The 19,042-nt window shown below is 72.2% G+C and carries 18 protein-coding genes and 1 riboswitch; of the genes, 15 read left to right on the top strand and 3 right to left on the bottom strand.

All coding sequences use genetic code 11. The features are described 5' to 3' along the window. Nucleotides 1-26 precede the first annotated feature (26 nt). Together FVA80_RS29710 and FVA80_RS29705 are read left to right on the top strand one after the other, a co-directional pair. Nucleotides 27-479, top strand: a complete 453-nt coding sequence (locus FVA80_RS29710; RefSeq protein ID WP_147905841.1) for a DNA polymerase III subunit chi — start codon at nucleotides 27-29, stop codon at nucleotides 477-479. 2 nt (nucleotides 480-481) lie between these two features. Next, nucleotides 482-2,053, top strand: a complete 1,572-nt coding sequence (locus FVA80_RS29705; protein WP_147905996.1) for a peptidase S10 — start codon at nucleotides 482-484, stop codon at nucleotides 2,051-2,053. A 3-nt stretch (nucleotides 2,054-2,056) separates the two neighbouring features. Here FVA80_RS29705 and FVA80_RS29700 read toward each other — a convergent pair whose 3' ends face one another. Both FVA80_RS29700 and FVA80_RS29695 read right to left on the bottom strand, forming a co-directional pair. Next, nucleotides 2,057-3,412, bottom strand: a complete 1,356-nt coding sequence (locus tag FVA80_RS29700) for a coagulation factor 5 8 type domain-containing protein (RefSeq protein ID WP_147905842.1) — start codon at nucleotides 3,410-3,412, stop codon at nucleotides 2,057-2,059. Between the two features lie 123 nt (nucleotides 3,413-3,535). Continuing rightward, on the bottom strand, nucleotides 3,536-4,558 hold the full coding sequence (locus FVA80_RS29695; protein ID WP_246692205.1) for a DUF4424 domain-containing protein: 1,023 nt from the start codon (nucleotides 4,556-4,558) through the stop codon (nucleotides 3,536-3,538). 229 nt (nucleotides 4,559-4,787) lie between these two features. Next, a riboswitch (cobalamin riboswitch) is annotated at nucleotides 4,788-4,983 on the top strand. Nucleotides 4,984-5,016: 33 nt separating this feature from the next. Here FVA80_RS29695 and FVA80_RS29690 point away from each other — a divergent pair. The 9 genes from FVA80_RS29690 to cobJ all read left to right on the top strand — a co-directional run bounded on the left by FVA80_RS29690 (nucleotide 5,017) and on the right by cobJ (nucleotide 14,514). Next, nucleotides 5,017-5,193, top strand: coding sequence for a CbtB domain-containing protein (locus FVA80_RS29690; protein WP_147905843.1), 177 nt, complete (start codon nucleotides 5,017-5,019; stop codon nucleotides 5,191-5,193). A 16-nt stretch (nucleotides 5,194-5,209) separates the two neighbouring features. Beyond that, nucleotides 5,210-5,959, top strand: coding sequence for a CbtA family protein (locus tag FVA80_RS29685; RefSeq protein ID WP_147905844.1), 750 nt, complete (start codon nucleotides 5,210-5,212; stop codon nucleotides 5,957-5,959). Nucleotides 5,960-5,966: 7 nt separating this feature from the next. Next, nucleotides 5,967-6,365 carry a DUF1636 domain-containing protein gene (locus tag FVA80_RS29680; protein ID WP_147905845.1) on the top strand — a complete coding sequence of 133 codons (399 nt, stop codon included), beginning with the start codon at nucleotides 5,967-5,969 and terminating at the stop codon, nucleotides 6,363-6,365. Further along, entirely contained in the window at nucleotides 6,362-7,396 is a 1,035-nt protein-coding gene (gene cobW, locus FVA80_RS29675; protein ID WP_147905846.1) for a cobalamin biosynthesis protein CobW, read from the top strand. The genes FVA80_RS29680 and cobW overlap by 4 nt, the downstream gene beginning before the upstream one ends. Before the next feature lie 72 nt (nucleotides 7,397-7,468). Next, nucleotides 7,469-10,942: a cobaltochelatase subunit CobN gene (gene cobN, locus FVA80_RS29670; RefSeq protein ID WP_147905847.1), complete on the top strand. Its 3,474-nt coding sequence runs from the start codon at nucleotides 7,469-7,471 to the stop codon at nucleotides 10,940-10,942. Then, a complete protein-coding gene (gene cobG, locus FVA80_RS29665; RefSeq protein WP_147905848.1) occupies nucleotides 10,939-12,300 on the top strand; it encodes a precorrin-3B synthase in 1,362 nt (453 codons plus the stop codon). The genes cobN and cobG overlap by 4 nt, the downstream gene beginning before the upstream one ends. Beyond that, nucleotides 12,297-12,977, top strand: a complete 681-nt coding sequence (locus tag FVA80_RS29660) for a precorrin-8X methylmutase (RefSeq protein WP_147905849.1) — start codon at nucleotides 12,297-12,299, stop codon at nucleotides 12,975-12,977. Before cobG ends, FVA80_RS29660 begins: the two co-directional genes overlap by 4 nt. Then, nucleotides 12,977-13,756 carry a precorrin-2 C(20)-methyltransferase gene (locus FVA80_RS29655; RefSeq protein ID WP_147905850.1) on the top strand — a complete coding sequence of 260 codons (780 nt, stop codon included), beginning with the start codon at nucleotides 12,977-12,979 and terminating at the stop codon, nucleotides 13,754-13,756. The genes FVA80_RS29660 and FVA80_RS29655 overlap by 1 nt, the downstream gene beginning before the upstream one ends. Continuing rightward, a complete protein-coding gene (gene cobJ, locus FVA80_RS29650; RefSeq protein WP_147905851.1) occupies nucleotides 13,753-14,514 on the top strand; it encodes a precorrin-3B C(17)-methyltransferase in 762 nt (253 codons plus the stop codon). The genes FVA80_RS29655 and cobJ overlap by 4 nt, the downstream gene beginning before the upstream one ends. Here cobJ and FVA80_RS29645 read toward each other — a convergent pair. Beyond that, nucleotides 14,481-15,278 (bottom strand): cobalt-precorrin-6A reductase, encoded by a 798-nt coding sequence (locus FVA80_RS29645; protein ID WP_246692204.1) that lies wholly within the window; start codon nucleotides 15,276-15,278, stop codon nucleotides 14,481-14,483. The genes cobJ and FVA80_RS29645 overlap by 34 nt on opposite strands. Here FVA80_RS29645 and cbiE point away from each other — a divergent pair. The 4 genes from cbiE to FVA80_RS29625 are packed head-to-tail and all read left to right on the top strand — an operon-like array spanning nucleotide 15,277 to nucleotide 18,987. After that, nucleotides 15,277-16,497, top strand: coding sequence for a precorrin-6y C5,15-methyltransferase (decarboxylating) subunit CbiE (gene cbiE / locus FVA80_RS29640; protein WP_147905852.1), 1,221 nt, complete (start codon nucleotides 15,277-15,279; stop codon nucleotides 16,495-16,497). The genes FVA80_RS29645 and cbiE overlap by 2 nt on opposite strands. After that, on the top strand, nucleotides 16,494-16,898 hold the full coding sequence (locus FVA80_RS29635; RefSeq protein ID WP_246692203.1) for a cobalamin biosynthesis protein: 405 nt from the start codon (nucleotides 16,494-16,496) through the stop codon (nucleotides 16,896-16,898). Before cbiE ends, FVA80_RS29635 begins: the two co-directional genes overlap by 4 nt. Then, nucleotides 16,895-17,671: a precorrin-4 C(11)-methyltransferase gene (cobM, locus tag FVA80_RS29630; protein ID WP_147905854.1), complete on the top strand. Its 777-nt coding sequence runs from the start codon at nucleotides 16,895-16,897 to the stop codon at nucleotides 17,669-17,671. Before FVA80_RS29635 ends, cobM begins: the two co-directional genes overlap by 4 nt. Further along, nucleotides 17,668-18,987, top strand: coding sequence for a cobyrinate a,c-diamide synthase (locus FVA80_RS29625; RefSeq protein WP_147905855.1), 1,320 nt, complete (start codon nucleotides 17,668-17,670; stop codon nucleotides 18,985-18,987). The genes cobM and FVA80_RS29625 overlap by 4 nt, the downstream gene beginning before the upstream one ends. Nucleotides 18,988-19,042: the final 55 nt, after the last annotated feature.

Below are 19,042 nucleotides of genomic sequence, written 5' to 3'. Positions count from 1 at the left end.
GTTCCGAACCCTATATCGGTCGGATCGTGACCGAGATCCTGTTCTACCACATGCAGCGCCAGCCCCTGGAGAAGGTGCTGCCGAACCTCGTCGAGCGCTCGCTCGGCCGGGGCTGGCAGGCCGCGATCCAGGCGGCCACCGAGGAGCGGCTTCAAGCCCTCGACGACCACCTGTGGACCTATTCCGACGAGAGCTTTCTGCCCCACGGCACCGACCGTGATCCCGACGCGGCCGGGCAGCCGGTGGTACTCACCTTGCGCGACGTGAACCCCAACACCGCCTCCATCCGATTTTTGGTGGAGGGCGCCGACCTGCCGCCGGACGCAGAGAGCTACGAACGGATCTGCATCCTGTTCGACGGGACCGACCAGGACGCCCTGCTGCGCGCCCGCGAGCAGTGGCGCCAGGCCAAGGAGGCGGGCCATACCGTCGCCTACTGGCAGCAGGACGATTCGGGCCGCTGGAACAAGAAGGCTTGACCGTGCTCCTCCGCAAACGTCTCGCGCATACCGCGCTCGTCCTCATCCTGACGGCGCCGCTGCCACTCCACGCGCAGGACGCACACCATCCCGGCCCTCAAGCGGAGGCCAAGCCAGCGCCTCGCGGGCCGGAGGGCCGGCGCCTTCCTCCGGATTCGACCACGCGCCAGAGCGTGACGCTCCCCGACGGCCGGACCCTCGACTTCACCGCCACGGCCGGCAGCCTGCCGCTCGTCGACGAGGCCGGGAAGCTTCAGGCCGAGGTGGCCTACGTCGCCTACACGATGGCCCCGGAGGCCGGGCGCCAGCGGCCCGTCACCTTCGCGGTCAACGGCGGCCCGGGAGCAGCGGCCGCCTACCTGAATATCGGGGCGATCGGGCCGTGGCGCCTGCCCACCGGCGGCGCCAGCATCAGCCCATCGCAACCGGTGGCGCTGACGCCCAACGACGGCACCTGGCTCGAATTCACCGACCTCGTCTTCATCGATCCGGTGGGCACCGGCTACAGCCGGGCCGCGGACGGGAACGGCAAGAGTTACTGGAGCATCGACAGCGACGCCGCCACGCTCGCGGCCGTCATCGCCCGCTACCTGCGGGTCAACGACCGCATGGCGAGCCCGAAGTTCTTCGTCGGCGAGAGCTACGGTGGCTTCCGCGGGCCGCTGATCACCGAGAAGCTGCAGGAGGATATCGGTGTCGGCCTGTCCGGGCTGGTGCTGCTGTCGCCGGTGCTGGATTTCGGCTGGCTCGAGACGCCGCGGGCCAATCCCTGGGGCTACGTACTGAAGCTGCCGTCCCTGGCGGCCGGCGCCCTCGAACGGGCCGGCACGGCGCCGAGCCCGGCTTTGCTCGGCGATGCCGAGGCCTACGCGGTGGGCCCCTATCTCGCCGACCTGCTCAAGGGCCCCGGCGACAAGGCCGCCGTTGCGCGCATGACCGACAAGGTCGCGGCCTTCACCGGGTTCGACGCAGCCTTCGTGAAAGCGCAGGCGGCGCGCCTGTCCACCCGCAGCGTTCAGCGCGAGTTCGACCGGGCGGAGCAGCGCGTCACCAGCGCCTACGACACCGGCATCACGGGCTGGGACCCGAACCCGGACGCCGCACAATCGGGCTTCGAGGATCCCCAGCTCACCGCGCTCCAGGCGCCGCTGACCAGCGCGATGCTCGACCTCTACGCGCGCACGTTGAAGTGGCCGGTGCCGAACATGCGCTACGAGTTGCTGAACAACGCCGTGAACCGCGGTTGGACCTGGGGCTCGGGCCGGCAGGCCCCGGAGGCGCTATCGAACCTGAAGGGCGTGCTGGCGCTGGACGGCCGGCTCAGGGTGCTGGTCGCCCACGGCTTCACCGATCTCGTGACGCCCTACTACGCCTCGAAGCTCCTGCTCGCGCAGGTGCCGGCCTACGGCGCCGGGCGGGTCAGCCTCGCGGTCTACCCCGGCGGCCACATGTTCTACTCGCGGGACGATTCCCGGGCCGCGTTCAAGCGGGACGTCGAGCGCCTGTACCGGGATGCCGTACAGGCGCGCGGGGCGACCGCAGACCCCGTCGAGCACCGTGAGGACAAGCCCTGATCCTCAGGTGGCGTCGTCGAAGGCCAGCGCCTCGGCCGGGTACTCGATCATCATTCGGCGCTGCGCGTCGGTGTTCTGCCACGCGCCGACCTTGATATAGCGCTCCTCCAAGTCCCGGACCTCGATGACCCGGTCGATCGACGGAATACCCCGGAAGATCTGCGGCCAGTTGGACGCGAAGTAGAAGACCTGCTCGACCCGCTCGGACAGGTGGCAGATCGCCGGGCCGAAGGTCCCCAGGCCGAACACGAGGTAGCGGCCGTTGACCAAGGCCGTGACGTCGGCGATCAGCGACTCGCTCTGCGTCTCCACCGGCAATCCGAGACCCTGCGCATAGGCCTCGACCGCGGCGATCACCGGGTTCAGCCGGTTCTCGAAGACCAGCTTGATCGAGCGGATGCGGCCCTCGCCGAGCAGCCGGTCGATCACCATGCGGTAGAACGCGAAGGGCGGCTGGGGATAATGCGGGTCGACCCAGGTGCTGAAGATGTCGCCCGAGCGGATGTGGATCAGGAGCTGGTCGTCGGGCTTGGGCGGGACCGTCGCCGGCAGGCCGTTGAACAGGGGGCGGATCATCCCCTGGATGATCGCCCGTGAATCCGGCGGCGCGTCGAGGCTCACCTGCCGCTGGAACTGCGTCGGATCGAAGAACAGGCCGGACAGGAAGTACCCGTCGGTCGGCAGCGGCTCGTCCGGAGGCAGGAAGGTGATGCCGTCACAAGTCAGCCGCTCGGTCAGGAAGATGACTTTGCTGCGGTCGAACTTCGGAACCGCCACGTATTTCAGGTTCAGCGCCTTCGCGACCGACAGGGCGATGATGTACTGGATCAAGCAGTTGCCGAAGGCGCCGTTCTGGAACACCGCCACGCCCACGAGGGCGCCGCTCGTGCGACCCGGATTGCTCTCCAGGGTATAGGCGGTGAAGGCGTTGGCGCCGGGCTTCTCGTTCAGGAGCGTCACGTCGAGGCCCAGCATGGCCCGCAGGGCGATCAGGTCGAACGCCGCCTCCTCGCACATGACCCGGACCGTGACGTTCGGCATCGAGGCCGGCATCGCGACGCGGACGGAACGCGTCCAGGCGCGCTCGTCGGCCTCAATGACGACCGTGCCGGCCTCCGACTCGACCGGACGGGACGCGATGCCCGGTGCGGACCACGTCACGCCGTCCTGCGAGAACAGGATGGCGCCCTCCGCGACCGAACCGCCCTCCCCGCACGGGATCCCGACAACGGACCGGACCGGGAAGCGGCCGCCGAGGTCGAGGTCCAGCCAGGTCCTATCCGCCTCGACAACGCGCTGCGGGGCGCGGCCGGACGCGAGATCGACGAGGGCGGATGTCGGGGCGTCTTCCGGGGCCATCGTGTCTCCGAGGCGGGCTGGACCAAACGCGCCGAGGTCGGGGCCGGAGGGCGCGCCCGGCGGTGCCCGTATCGAACCCGACGCGTCAAGCCCATGGGCGCACCGCGAGGGCGCCCGACCGATTCATTCTCCCGTCTTGGTCTTGAGCAGCAGGATCTCGATATCGCGCTGCGGGACGAAGTCCCTCATCACCGTCTCGAAGGTCGTCGGGCCGGTCTTCTTCACGTTGGCCCCGCAGAACGAGACCAGGGTCGTAGGATCCCCCTTGTCCACGACCAGCTTGAACTGGCCGATCGGGCCAGCCCAGTTGCCGCCGGAGCTGATCACGTGGGAGAGGGACCGTTCGTAGGCCTGGAACGCCCGGCTGCCGTCGGCGCTCGACCGCCGGTACAGGGCCTGGGCCACCCGCTCGAAGGTCGGGTCCGTGCAATATCGGGTCGCGTAGTGCGCCTTCTGCGCCGGGTCGAGGTTCGGCCCGCCGTAGGACAGGCTCGCGAGACCGCCGAGGCTCGGGACGTAGCTCTGGCGCACCGCGATCTCGCGCCCGGCGGGAAAGACCTGCCGGCGCCAGAATTTCGACTTCAATGTCCAGAGCGGGGCATCCGCGATCGTCCCGTCCTTGTGCTCCTGCCGCTCCAGGATGCCGGCCGCGATCAGGTCGCGCCGCTGGCGCTCGCCGAGGCGGCGCAGGGCCGCTTCCGTCGCCGCGGTGGTTGGCACGAGCGGGATCCCCAGCGCCTTGAGCCGAGCGGTGATCTCCACGGGCGGTGTATCGCTCCGCATCAGGAACGCCCGCTGCTCGACCTGCGATTCGACGGGCTCGCCATCGACCGCGGACTGGAACTTCAGGAAGTTATCGTGCGCCGGATCGGGGAGCGAAACCAGCATCTCGGAGTCACCGGTGATGTCGGGCATCGGGAACGCGATCGTGGTCTCGATGTCGGAATCGGTCAGGTTGCGGAACCGATAGTCGATCTGCACGGCCTGCTCGGAGAGGTACATATCCTCGGCCGCGAGGGCGATCGTGCCGGCCTTTTCCAGGACGAGCCCCCCGGCGATGAGCGCGGCGGTGCTGTCGTCGGACCGGACCGGAAGGGACGTGGCCGCCAGGACGACGAGGGCCAGCGACAAGGTACGCATCGACATCAATGCTCAAGGGTTCGAGAATCGGACAGGGGCCGGAATCGTCCATGCCGGCCGTTACACGGCGCCGGTGCCGCGGGCCAAGCGCCGACGGCGGTCGCGACGCGTCGAAGTCCGTCCCCCCAATGCGTTTCGACACTCACGGCCACCGCCCGACCCGCATATCCTTGCCGTACCCCAAGAGTCCGAAACGATTCCGCCGGGCCTCCGTTGTGCGAGAGCTGTCATGCGTCTACAACGATGGCGTGACGGTGCCCCAGAGACGGGGTGAAAAGGGAATGCGGTGAGGGGTACGAACCTCGAAACCGCGGCTGCCCCCGCAACTGTGAGCGGCGAGCGTCTGCCAGTAGGCCACCGGAGCGATCCGGGAAGGTGGCAGGCGCGCCGAGCCGCGAGCCAGGAGACCTGCCGTCACGATGAGATCCCGCAATGCCGCCGGTGGGGCGGCTGGAGACATGTTGATGACCACCTCGACCCTCGCCCCCACCGGCACCCGCGCCGGAGAGCGTCCGGTTGCCGTCGCGCTCGCGGCCTTCCTGGGCCTCGGCCTCCTGTTCATGGCGGGCTTCTCGCCGGCGATCGCGCTGCACAACGCCGCGCACGATTTCCGGCATACCCAGAACTTCCCCTGCCACTGACGCCCCTGGCGCAGGGATGATCATCCGGCTTCTGTCGGCGGCCCTGGCCGCCGGCTTCCTCGCGGCCGTCGTCGTGACCGGCCTCGAGTTGACGCTGACGTCGCCGCTGATCGTGGCGGCCGAGCGCTATGAGACCAAGCAGACGCACCAGGCCGAGCGCAGGCTCCCGATCATGTCGGCTCAGGTCGTGCTGGCTCATGCGGGGCACGATCATGCCACACCGGACGCCGCGCCCGAGTGGCAGCCCGGCGAGGGGTTGCCCCGGATGGCCTTCACCGCTCTGGCGACGCTCGTGGGCGGGGTCGGCTACGCCCTCCTGCTCGGTGCGGTGATCTTGGCCTGCGGCCGTGAGCCGACGCGGCAGGTCGGTGTCGCGTTCGCGATCGCGGGCTTCGCCAGCGTCGCTCTGGCCCCGGGCCTGGGATTGCCGCCGGAATTGCCGGGCAGCGAGGCGGCACCGCTCGCCGCCCGTCAGGCGTGGTGGGTGATGACCGCCGCCGCCACCGGGATGGGCCTGTACCTGATCACGGTCCGGCGCTCGCTGATCGCGATCCTGGGCGGCCTCGTGCTGATCGTGGCGCCGCACGTCGCCGGTGCGCCGCAGGCTGCGGAGGTGTCCTCGGAGCTTCCCGCGGCACTCGCGGCGCAGTTCGCGGCGCGCTCGCTGGCGATCAGCTTCGTCTTCTGGATGCTGATCGGCCTCGGCTTCGGCTGGGCCTGGCAGGCTTTCGGCCGTGGAAACGCACGCGGGACGGTGCATGCCTGAGGCCGTCATGCCTGAGACCGTCCTTTACGTTTGTACGACCTGCCGCCGCCCGGGCGACGATCCGGACGGGCCCCGGGCCGGCGCGCGCCTGCTCGAGGCCCTGCGCGCGCGCAACACGTCCGGGCAGCTGCGGATCGAGGGGGTCGAGTGCCTGTCGGTGTGCAAGCGGCCCTGTTCCGTGGCGGTCGCGTCCGAGACCCGCTGGACCTACGTCTACGGCGACATGGACCCGTCCGAGTCGGCGGCGACCATCCTGGACGGGCTGGCCACCTACGCGGCGACGCCGGACGGCATCGTGCCCTGGCGGGAGCGCCCTGCCGCATTCAAGACCGGCGTGATCGCCCGCATCCCGCCCTTTCCCGATCCCCGCCCGCTTCCGGCCGGCACCTTGGAGGCTGCGGAATGACCATCGTGACCAAGATCCCCTGCACCATCGTCACCGGCTTCCTCGGGGCCGGCAAGACGACGCTGGTCCGCCACGTCATCGAGAACGCCAAGGGCCGCCGCCTGGCGATCCTGGTCAACGAGTTCGGTGATGTCGGCTTCGACAAGTCGTTCCTGGCCGCCTGCGGCGTCGAGGGCTGCACCGAGGACTCCATCGTGGAGCTGCCGAACGGCTGCATCTGCTGCACGGTCGCCGACGACTTCGTGCCGGCGCTCGAGAGCCTGCTCGGTCGCGCCGAGCCGCCGGAGCACATCCTGATCGAGACCTCCGGCCTCGCCCTGCCGAAGCCGCTGGTCCAGGCGTTCCAGTGGCCGGCCATCCGCTCGCGGGTCACCGTCGACGGCGTCGTCGCCGTGGTGGACGGGCCGGCCGTGGCCGCGAGCGCCTTCGCGGAGGATCCCGAGGCCCTGGCCGCCCAGCGCGCCGCCGACACGGCGGTCGACCACGACAACCCGCTGGAGGAGGTGTTCGAGGACCAGCTCCTCTGTGCCGACCTCGTCGTGCTCAACAAGTCCGACCTGCTCGACGCCGAGACCCGCGCCCGGGTTCGCGCCGAGGTCGAGGCTCACCTGCCCCGCGCCGTGAAGGTGGTGGAGACCGAGAACGGCGCCATCGACCCGCTGGTGCTGCTCGGGCTCGGCGCCGCGGCCGAGGACGACCTCGACGCCCGCCCCTCGCATCACGGCGACGGCGAGGACCACGACCACGACGACTTCGAGACCGTAGCCCTGCCGATTCGTCCGGCCGTCACGGCCGGCGACCTCGCCGCCCGCGTCGAGAAGGCTGCCGAGGCCGCGGGTGTGCTGCGGATCAAGGGCTTCGCCGAGGTCGAGGGCAAGGCCATGCGCCTCGTGGTGCAGGGCGTCGGCCGGCGCGTGGCCCACCATTTCGACCGGCCCTGGCGGGCGGGCGAGAACCGGGACGGTCGCCTGGTGGTGATCGGCCTGAAGGGCTTCGACCAGGGCGCCGTCGCCGCGGCGCTCGCGGGATGATCGCGATCGCGCGCGCTCCCTTGCTGAGACTCTGCGCGCGCGCCCGATCTGGCGGGGCCTAGGAAGCGCGCCATGCATCTCGTCCGCATCGATACGGTCTCCCTCGACGAGGGCGAGGCGGCGGTGGATCTCGGGCAGGAGCCGGGCGACCTCGTCGTGCTCTCGTTCACCGACAGCGACCTCGCGGGCATCGGGCAGGCCCATGCCGGCGAGCCCGGGCTGCCGAGCCTGCGGCTCGCAAAGCTCGCCAAGCTCCGGCACCCGATGTCGGTGGATCTCTACGTCGAGCGCGTGGTCGCCCGCGCGAAGCTCGTCGTGATCCGCTGCCTCGGCGGGTTGGATTACTGGCGCTACGGCATCGAGCGCTGTGCCGCCGCGGCGCGGGTGCACGGTGTCGTGCTGGCGGTGCTGCCGGGCGACGACCGGCCGGACCCGCGCCTTGCCGGCTTCTCCACCGACCCGGATCTGGCCGAGCAGCTCGACCGCTATTTTCGCGCCGGCGGCCCGGAGAACCTGCGGCGGATGCTGGGCCTCCTGGCCGTCCGGGTCGGCGCGGGAGGCACGGTCGAGCCGCCTCAGCCGCTGCCGCGGGGGTTTCCCTGGTGCCCGGGCTGTGGCGCGCTGCCCCTGGGTGTCGCCGTCGCGGCGGCCGAGACGGCGGTGCCGCTGGCCGACATGCGGGCAAAGGCGCCCTTGGCCCTGCTCCTGGTCTACCGCTCCGCGGTGCTGGGCGGCGACACCGCGCCGTTCGTCACCCTGGTCGCGGCCCTGCGCGCCCGCGGGATCGGCGTCTTGCCGATGGCGGTGTCGAGCCTGAAGGAGCCGGAGGCGGCCCGGGCGGTGGCCGAGGCCGTGCGCGCCCGCAAACCGGATCTGGTGATCGCCGCCACCGCCTTCTCGGCGCGGGAGGACGGGATCGATTTCGTCCTCGACGGCGCCGATTGCCCGGTACTTCAGGCCTACACGGTCGGCTCGCCCCAGGCGGCCTGGGAAGCCTCGGCGCGCGGCCTCGGGGCTGCGGACCTCGCGATGCAGGTCGCCCTGCCGGAATTCGATGGCCGACTCTCCGGCTTTCCGATCTCGTTCAAGGAAGAGGCCGCCGAGGTCGCCGGCTTCGCCGAGCGCCGGGCGGTTCCGTATCCGGCCGGCATCGAAGCCTTGGCCGAACGGGCGGCGGGTTGGCTGCGTCTCGCCGCCCTCCCCCGGGCCGAGCGGCGGGTGGCCGTCGTCCTGTCCGATTATCCCGCCCGTGGCGGCCGGGCCGGCTTCGCGGTCGGCCTCGACACGCCCGAAAGCGCCCGCGCGATTTTCTCTGATCTTGCCGGGTCGGGTTACGCGACCGGTTTGCCGCCCGAGCCGGCTGCACTGATGCAGGCGCTCACCGAGGGCGAGGCGGGCTTCGCGGTACCGCTGGGGGATTATGTCGCTTGGCTCGCCGGATTGCCGGCGGCGCAGCGTGAAGCGCTGACGGCTGCCTGGGGCGAGCCAGCGGACGACCCGACGTGCCGCGGTGGTCTTTTCCGGTTCCGGATGGTCACGGCGGATGCGGCGGCCCCTCCGCTCACCGCAGCCGACCGGATACGCCCGCGGCCGATCGCATCGCCGGTCCCCTCTCCCGTGCAGGAGGGGGAGCACGCCGCATGTTTCGCGGGCCGGGGCGCGAACACCGACGCCTTTGGGATGGCGGGCGGACACATCGCGCTCTTCCTCCAACCCGACCGCGGCCGCGACCCGGATCGGAAGACCGGCTACCACGATCCGGAGCGCGTCCCGACCCACGCCTACTTGGCGTTCCACCTCGGGCTCCGGCAGCGTTTCGACGCGCTGGTGCAGCTCGGAACCCATGGGACCACCGAGTGGCTGCCAGGCAAGACGGTGGCGCTCTCGCCGGATTGCTTTCCAACGCTCTGCGTCGGCGGATTGCCGGTCATCTACCCGTTCATCGTCGACGATCCGGGCGAGGCCGCACCGCTCAAGCGCCGGCTGGGCGGGATCGCCCTCGGCCATCTCACCCCCGATACCGAGGTGCACGCCCTCTCGCCGGAGGCCGCGCGCCTGCGCGAGCTGGTGGAGGAGTATTCCGCCGCCAGCGTGCTCGATCCGCGCCGGGCCGGACTGATCGCCACCGCGATCCTTGAGGATGCGGACGCCGCGGGGCTGATGTCGGGCGCCGGGATCGGGCCGGACACGCCCATGGACGAGGCGCTCACCCGCCTCGACGCCCATCTCTGCGATCTTGGCGAGACGACGTTCCGCGACGGGCTTCACGTCTTCGGGCGCGCCCCGGCCGATGCACGGGAGACGGTCCTGGCGAGCGCCGCCGGCGAGCGGGCGGGCCTTCTGGCGGCCCTGGACGGCCGCTTCGTGCCCCCGGGCCCCGCGGGCTCGCCGTCCCGCGGCCGTGCCGACGTGCTGCCCACCGGGCGCAACCTCGCGACCCTCGACCCACGGGCGATCCCGAGCCGCGCCGCAGCGCTGCTGGGCGAGAAGGCCGCCGCCTCCGTGGTGACGCGCTACCTCCAGGACGAGGGCGAGTACCCGGCCCGGATCGTCATGGATCTCTGGGCGTCGCCGACCCTGCGCACCGGAGGCGAGGACGTCGCCCACGCCCTGGCGCTGATGGGCGTCCGGCCGATCTGGGACCATGCCAGCACACGGGTCACCGGCTTCGAGGTGCTGCCGCTGGCGATGCTCGACCGGCCGCGCATCGACGTGACGGTCCGCGTCTCGGGCGCGTTCCGCGACACCTTCCCGGATACGCTGGCGCTGCTCGATCGCGCCGCCCGTGCGGTGGCCGAACGGGACGAGGAGGATTGTGAGAATCCCCTGGCCGCGGCGCGCCGCCGTGGTGAGACGACCGCCCGGGTCTACGGCGCGGCACCGGGTCGCTACGGCGCCGGCACGGCCGCCACCGCCCTCGACGGCGCCTGGGACGTCCGGGCCGATCTCGGACGGGCTTACCTCGCGGCCAGCAGCCACGCCTACGGCGACCGCGAGGGGCCGGACGCGGAGTTCGGCGCCCGGATCGCGGCGGCGGACGCCTATCTGCACGCCTTCGACGTGGCCGAGCGCGACCTGTTCGACGGCGATGCCGCGGTGGACGCCATGGGCGGGTTCGCGGCCGCCGCCACGCTCCAGGGCGCCAGCCCCACCTTGTACAGCCTCGACGTCTCTGTTCCCGACCGCCCAAAGGCCCGCACCGCCCGGGAGGATGCAGCCCGGCTGATCGGTGGCCGCCTGGCAGACGCCCGCTGGATCGCGGGCCAGCTCCGCCACGGTTACCGCGGCGCGCAGGAATTGGCCCAGGGCCTCGACGCCGTGTTCGTGCTGGCCGCAGCGAGCGACGCCGTGACCGATGCCGGCTTCGACCGCCTCTACGCGGCCTGGATTGCCGATGCCGACGTCTTCGACCGCCTGCGTGCCGCCAACCCAGCCGCGACCCGGGCGATCCTGGAGCGGTTCGACGAGGCCCGCGACCGTGGCCTGTGGCACAGCCGGCGCAACGCGCTGCCGGCCGACGCGCTGATGCCGGAGGCCGCCGAATGAGCGCCTCCACCCATCGCAGGGTTCTGCCCCAGGCGCCCGCGCGCCGGGGCTGGTGCCCGGGGCTCAGCCGCCCGATGCCCACCGGCGACGGCCTGCTCGCCCGGGTGCATCCGCCCCTCGGAATCCTGACCCTGGCGCAAGCACACGCCGTAGCCGACGGCGCGCGTCGCTTCGGCAATGGCCATCTCGACCTCACCGCCCGCGCCAACCTCCAGATCCGCGGCGTGTCCGAGGCGACGCGCACGCCGCTCGCCCGGCTGCTGGAAACCGCCGGCCTCGGCGACGCGCGCAGCGATGGCGGTCCGCAGCGGCTGACGCTCACCAACCCGCTCGCCGGCCGCGATTCCGCGGAAACGCTCGATGTGCCGGCCCTCGCGCGTGCCGTGGAGGCGGCGGGACTCGCGGTGGCGGAGCTGCCGGCCAAGACGCTGGTGGTGGTCGAAGGGCGCCTGGGTGCGGAGGTGCCTGAGGGCGATGTCCGTATGTTCCCCTGTGCCGCCGGCGATGTCGGGATTGCGGTCGCCACGGAGCACGGTCTTCACGATCTCGTCGCCTGTACCCGGGAGGAGGCACCGGCGGCGGTCGCAGCGCTGCTGAACGCCTTCGCCCGGACCGGCCGGCGGCGGATGCGCGATCTGTCGCCCGATGAGTTCGGCGCGGTGGAGAATGCCGTTCGGCTCGCGATGCAGGTGCAAGTCCCCCCTCCCATGCGGGAGAGCGGGTGCGGTAGAGTCTCTCCGCAGGGAGCGCCTTTCTCGCCGCTGACCGGCGTCACATCTTTGGCGCCGGGCCAATCAATGCTCGCCGTGGATGCGCCGTTCGGTCGCTGCACAGCCGCTGCCCTCGACCACCTCGTGGACCTTGCCGCTCGCCTCGGCGCCGAGGAGATCCGCTTGTCCCCGGCTCGCGGCTTCGTGTTGCTGCCGCGTCAGGATCCGTCCGCCGCCGATCTCACCGCTCTGGCCCGAACCTTCATCATCGCCCCCGATGATCCGCGGCGCAGCGTCGCCGCCTGTACGGGCGCGCCGGCCTGCGCCTCCGGATCGACGCCGACGCTCGTGGATGCCGCGCTTCTCGCGACGATATTCGCGCCACTCGGCCTGGAGGGGCGCGTGGCCCACGTCTCCGGCTGTGCCAAGGGCTGCGCCCGGCCGGGCCCGGCCGACCTGACCCTGGTCGGCCGGGATGGGCTCTACGGCGCCGTCATCGGCGGCGCGCCGGGCGATGAGCCGGCGATGCACCTCCCTATCGAGGCGGTGATGGAGCGGTTAGGAAGGGCCAAGACCGTCGGGCTCGCCGCCGCCTTCGCGCCGGGGAACACCGTGACGGAATTTGGGAGGTACGAGAGACCGGCATGAGCGCGAGCCAGAACGCCCTGCGCCAGGCAGGTTCGGAGCCTGAGGCGGCCTCCCGGTACGACTACATCCGTGACGGTGCGGCGATCTACGCCCGCTCCTTCGCGATGATCCGGGCCGAGGCCGACCTCGCGCGCTGGTCGGGTGCGGCCGAGCGCGTCGTCGTCCGGATGATCCATGCCTGCGGCATGACCGACCTCCCGGTAGACGTGGAGATGTCGGATGGGTTCGCCGAGGCGGGGGTCGCGGCGCTCCAGGCCGGCGCCCCGATCCTGTGCGATGTCCGGATGGTCGCCGACGGCGTCACCCGGACGCGGCTGCCCGCCAAGAACGCGGTGATCTGCACGCTGGGCGATCCGCGCGTGCCGGACCTCGCCAAGAGCCTGGGCACCACCCGCTCGGCCGCCGCCATGGAACTGTGGCGGGAGCACCTGCCGGGCAGCATCGTCGCGGTCGGCAACGCCCCCACCGCCCTGTTCCGCCTGCTCGAGCTGCTCGACGCCGGCGTGCCGCCCCCGGCCGCCGTGATCGGCATCCCGGTGGGCTTCGTCGGCGCGGCCGAATCGAAGGATGCCCTGGCCCGGGACGGCCGGGTGCCGTTCGTGGTCGTCCACGGCCGGCGCGGCGGCAGCGCGATGACCGCGGCGGCGGTCAACGCGCTCGCCAGCGAGGTCGAGTGATGGACGGGTTCGAGCGCGTCGAAGCCCCCGTCGAGGAGATCCCTGCGATCGCCGTGACCGGCACCCTCTACGGGGTCGGCATGGGCCCGGGCGACCCGGAACTGCTCACCGTGAAGGCGCAGCGCATCCTGATGCGCGCGCCGGTGCTGGTGCATTTCTGCAAGCGTGGCCGGCGCGGCAACGCCCGCACCATCGCGGACGCGATCCTGCGCGACCCCGCCCGCGAGATGCCCCTCGCCTACCCCTACACCACCGAGATCCACCCGGAGCACCCGGATTACGTGGCGGCGCTGGCCGCCTTCTACGACGACGCAGCCGGCCAGCTCGCCGACCATCTCGGCGCCGGGCGCGACGTCGCGATCCTTTCGGAGGGCGACCCGTTCTTCTACGGTTCGTTCATGCACCTGTGGCGGCGCCTCAAGGACCGCTTCCCCGTGGAGGTGGTGCCGGGCGTCACCGGCATGTCGGGCTGCTGGACCCGGGCCGGCACGCCGATCACCTGGGGCGACGACATCCTCACGGTCCTGCCGGCCACGCTGCCGCTGGACGCGCTCACCGAGCGCCTGCGCGGCACCGACGCCGCCGTATTGATGAAGCTCGGCCGGCACTTGCCGAAGGTGCGGGCTGCGCTCACCGCCGCAGGGCTGCTGAACCGGGCCGTCTATGTCGAGCGCGGCACCATGGCGGGCGAGCGCGTGGTGATGCTCGCCGACAAGGCCGACGACGAGGCGCCCTACTTCTCGATGGTCCTCCTGCCCGGCGAGGGGCGTCGGCCGTGAGCGGCAGCGTCACGGTGGTCGGCCTCGGCCCCGGGGATCCCGGGTTGCTGACCGAGTCCGCCCGCCGGGCCCTCGACGCCGCGCAGGATCTGATCGGCTACTTTCCCTACGTGGCGCGCGTGCCCGAGCGCCCGGACCTCATCCGTCACGCCAGCGACAACCGCGTCGAAGTGGACCGCGCCCGCCACGCCCTGCAGCTCGCCGCCTCCGGGAGGCGGGTGGCGGTGGTGTCCGGCGGCGATCCGGGCGTTTTTGCCATGGCCTCGGCCGTGTTCGAGGCGGTGGAGCACGGCGAGCCCGGATGGCGCGACCTGACCATCACGGTCGAGCCGGGGATCACCGCGATGCTGGCCGCCGCCGCCCGGCTCGGCGCGCCGCTGGGCGGCGATTTCTGCGCCCTGTCGCTTTCGGATAACCTGAAGCCCTGGCCGGTGGTGACCGCCCGGCTCGACGCGGTGCTGCGCGCCGACTTCGTGATCGCGCTCTACAACCCGATCTCGGCCGCCCGGCCCTGGCAGCTCGGCGCCGCCTTCGATCTCGCCGCCGGGATCCGGGCGCCCGAGACACCGGTGATGTTCGCCCGCGCGATCAGCCGGCCGGACGAAGCGATCCGGGTCTCGACGCTCGCCGAAGCGCATGCCGTACCGGCCGACATGGCCACGATGGTGATCCTCGGCGCCTCCACCACGCGGCTGATCCCACGGTCCGGCGGCGTGCCGTTCGTCTACACGTCGCGCAAGGTCGCGGGCCCGGCATGAATGCCGGTCTCGAGCCAGCGCAGAGCGCCCGCGGCGTCGGGGACGCTCGGCACGTCCGGCTTCTCCGGCCGGCGCACCATCACCACCGGGATCGCGAGGCTGCGCGCCGCCGCGATCTTGCCGTAGGTCGCCGCACCGCCGGAATTCTTGCTGACCAGGATCTCGGTGCCGGTGGCACGCATCAGCGCGGCCTCGGCCGTCGCGTCGAACGGGCCCCGCGCCTCGATGGCCGTGAGGTCCGGCACGGGCAGAGCCGACCCGAGCGGCTCGACGCTCCGGGCCAGATAACTGTGCTGCGGCGCCACCGCGAAGGCGCCGGCCTCCTGACGGCCGATCGTCAGGAACACGCGCCGGGGCGCCGGCCCGAGGGCCGCGACCGCCTGTTCCATGGTCGCCACCTCGGTCCAGAGGTCGCCCGCCTCGCGGCGCCAGCCCGGCCGGCGGATCGCCAGCAGCGGCACCCCTGCGACCTCCGCGGCGGCGGCGGCGTTGGCCGAGATGGTCGCCGCGAACGGGTGCGTCGCGTCGATCAGGCGATCGATAGCCCCCGCGCGCAGATAATCGGCGAGGCCCACGGCGCCACCGAACCCGCCGATCCGGGTCGGCACCGGCTCGGCCTTCGGGGCCGCGGTCCGGCCGGCCAGCGACAGCGTTACGGCGTACGCGTTCCGGTCGGCCAGCGCCCGGGCCAAGGCGCTCGCCTCGCCGGTGCCGCCGAGGATCAGGATTCGCATCGCACCGCGGTTCATGGGGGTCTTGTCCATGAGCGCTGATCCCCTGTCGAGCCACCGCTGGCTATCGATCGTCGGCATCGGCGAGGATGGACGCTCGGGCCTCGCGCCGGCGGCTGCCGCGGCGCTCGATGCCGCGCAGGTCGTGTATGGCGGGCGGCGCCACCTCGCCCTAGCCGCCCCCCTCGACGCCGAGACCCGGACCTGGCCGAGCCCGATCCACGACGCCTATCCGGAGATCCTGGCCCGGCGTGGACGGCCGACCTGCATTCTCGCGACCGGCGACCCGTTCCACTACGGCATCGGCGCCGAGATTGCCCAGCTGGTGCTGCCCACCGAAATCCGCGCCTTCCCGCAGCCCTCCGCCTTCAGCCTCGCCTGCGCGCGGCTCGGCTGGCCGCTGGCCGAATGTGGTCTCGTCACCCTGCACGGGCGGGCTCTGGCGCGGATAGTGCCCCACATCCAGCCAGGGGCCCGGCTCCTGGTCTTGTCCTGGGACGGCACCACACCGTCGGCGCTGGCGGGGCTGCTCACCGAGCGCGGCTTCGGCGCCTCGACCATCACGGTGCTGGAGGCGATGGGCGGCCCGCGCGAGCGGGTCCGCGAGGGCCGGGCCGATGGCTTCGACCTCGGTACGATCGACCCGCTCAACACCGTGGCCATCGCGGTGGCAGGCGCAGGACAGGCCCTACCGCTGGCGCCCGGCCTCGACGACGGGCTGTTCGAGAATGACGGGCAGCTGACCAAGGCCGAGATCCGCGCCCTGACGATGGCGGCTCTGCAGCCGCATCCGGGCCAGCATCTCTGGGATGTCGGGGCCGGGGCGGGATCCATCGCGATCGAGTGGATGCTGCGCCATCCGAGCCTGCGCGCCACCGCCATCGAGGCTCGGCCGGACCGGGCTGAGCGGATCCTTCGGAATGCTCAGGCCCTCGGGGTTCCGGACCTGTCGGTGGTCACAGGCGCAGCCCCGGCAGCCCTAGCCCGGTTAGCCGCCCCGGACGCGGTCTTCATCGGCGGCGGCGTTTCCGAGGCGGGGGTTCTGGCGGATACGCTCGGTTCCCTCCGGCCGGGCGGGCGCTGCGTGGCCAACGCGGTCACGATCCAGGGCGAGGCGGCGCTGCTCGCGGCCTTCGCCCAACATGGCGGAAGCCTGCGGCGCTTTTCGGTCGATCGGGCGAGCCCGGTGGGGGGGATGCATGGCTGGCGTCCCGCGATGCCGGTGACCCAATGGGCCTGGACCAAGCCATGACCGACCCGCTCGTAGCCGGGATCGGGTTCCGGCGCGGCACCGGCGCCGACGAGATCGCCGCGCTCATCGCCCGCGCCCTCGGTGCCGTCGGTGCCGCCCGGACCGATCTGACGGCCATCGCCACGGCGTCAGACAGGGCCGCGGAACCGTCTATCTGCGCGGCGGCAGCGGCGTTCGGTCTTTCGCCCTGGCCGGTCGAACCGGCAGCCCTGGAAGCCTGCGACCCAAAAGTCGTCACGCGCTCGGCCCGGATCGAGCGCCTGCGCGGCGTCGGCTCGCTGGCCGAGGCGGCCGCCCTGGCGGCGGCGGGTTCCGAGAGCCGCCTCGCCCTTCCCCGCATCGCCAGCGCCGGCGCAACCTGCGCCCTCGCGATCCCGCACCAGACCGCTCGGCACCCATGACCGTCCACTTCATCGGCGCCGGACCCGGCGCTGCCGACCTGATCACTGTGCGCGGGCGCGACCGCATCGCCGCCTGCCCGGTCTGCCTCTACGCCGGATCGCTGGTGGCGCCCGAGATTTTGGGCTGGTGCCCGCCGGGCGCCCGCATCGTCGACACCGCACCCCTCGATCTCGACGCGATCATGGCTGAGATCGAGACCGCGAATGCGGGCGGGCACGACGTGGCGCGGCTGCATTCGGGCGATCTGTCGATCTGGAGCGCGCTCGCCGAGCAGATGCGCCGGCTCGACCGGCTCGGCATCGCCTACACGGTGACGCCGGGCGTCCCGGCCTTCGCGGCCGCCGCCGCGATGCTGCACCGGGAGCTGACGGTGCCGGGCGTATCGCAATCCGTCGTGCTGACCCGCACCTCGGGCCGGGCGAGCGCGATGCCGGAGCGTGAGACGCTCGCCGCCTTCGCGGCGACCGGGGCGACGCTGGCGGTGCATCTCTCGATCCACGTGATCGAGAAGGTCGCGGCCGAGCTGATCCCATTCTACGGCGCGTCCTGCCCGGCGGCGGTAGTGTTCCGCGCCTCCTGGCCGGACGAGCGGGCGCTGACCGGCGACCTCGCCGGGCTCCCCGCCCTCGTGGCGGGGGCCGGTCTCGAACGCACCGCCCTGATCCTCGTCGGGCCGGCGCTCGGCGCAGCCGACTTCCGGGAAAGCGCGCTCTACGCCCCCGATTACGACCGGCGCTACAGGCCGGGCGGGACCGTGGGGGGCGCGGTATGAGCGCCCCCGGCCTGCTGGTGGCCGCCCCGCGCTCGAGCTCGGGCAAGACCACCGTCACCCTCGCGCTGATGCGCGCGCTGACCCGGCGGGGCCTGCGTGTCCGCGGTGCCAAATGCGGGCCGGACTACATCGATCCCGCCTTCCACCGGGCGGCGACCGGCCAGCCGAGCTTCAACCTCGACAGCTTCGCCATGGCGCCCGGGCTCCTCGACGCGCTGGCGGGCGAGACGGCCGCGCGGGCCGATATCGTGGTCGCCGAGGGCTCCATGGGCCTGTTCGACGGGGTCCGGGCCGCGGAGAACCGGACCGGGGCAAACGCCGACATCGCGGCCCGCTTCGGCTGGCCGGTGGTACTGGTGATCGACGTGTCCGGCGCGGCGCAATCGGCCGCCGCCGTGGCGCTCGGCTGCACGCTCTACGACCCGCGAGTCCGTATAGCCGGGGTGATCCTCAACAAGGTTGCGAGCGCCCGCCACCGCCGGCTCGTGGAGGCCGGCCTTGAGCGCGTCGGCCTCCCGGTGCTCGGCGCCCTGATGCGCGATGCCGAGCTAGTCCTGCCCGAGCGCCATCTCGGCCTCGTCCAGGCGGGCGAGACCGCCGACCTGGAGGCGCGGCTCGACCGCCTCGCCGACCTGGCGGAAGCGGGTATCGACCTCGATGCCGTGATCGCCTGCGCCGGCGGCAGCGCTCCGTCGTCGGTGGGCGTGCTGCCGCGACCGCCCGGGCAACGGATCGCGGTGGCCCGGGACGCGGCGTTCAGCTTCCTTTACCCGCATCTCGAAGCCGGATGGCAGCTGGCCGGGGCCGAGATCGTCCCGTTCTCACCCCTCGCCGACGAAGCGCCGCCGGAATCGTGCGACGCCTGCTGGCTGCCCGGCGGGTATCCGGAATTGCATGCCGGGCAACTCGCTGCCGCGACCCGCTTCCTCGATGGCCTGCGCGCCTTCGCGGCGACACGGCCGGTCCACGGGGAGTGCGGCGGCTACATGGTCCTGGGTCGGACGCTCGAGGATGCGGATGGCAACACCCACGCCATGGCGGGGCTGCTGCCGGTCGCCACCTCGTACCGCAAGCGCAAGCTGCATCTCGGCTATCGTGTCGCCCGCCTCAGCAGCGACGGTCCGCTGGGCCACCGCGGCGCCCGGATCGTGGGCCACGAGTTCCACTATGCCAGCGAGCTGTCACCCTCCGCCGTGGAGGCGGACGCCCTTGCCCGCGTCGCCGATGCGGAAGGCACGGATCAAGGCTTGGCCGGGCACCGGGTGGGCCTGGTGGGCGGAAGCTTCTTCCACCTCATCGCGGCCGAGGAGATCTGAGAGACGCTCAGCGTGCGGGATCGTCGAGGCCGAAACGCGATCGATTTGATTGCGT

The sequence above is a fragment of the Methylobacterium sp. WL1 genome (genome assembly GCF_008000895.1).
Taxonomy (GTDB): Bacteria; Pseudomonadota; Alphaproteobacteria; order Rhizobiales; family Beijerinckiaceae; genus Methylobacterium.
This window is presented reverse-complemented; position numbering and strand designations above follow the sequence as displayed.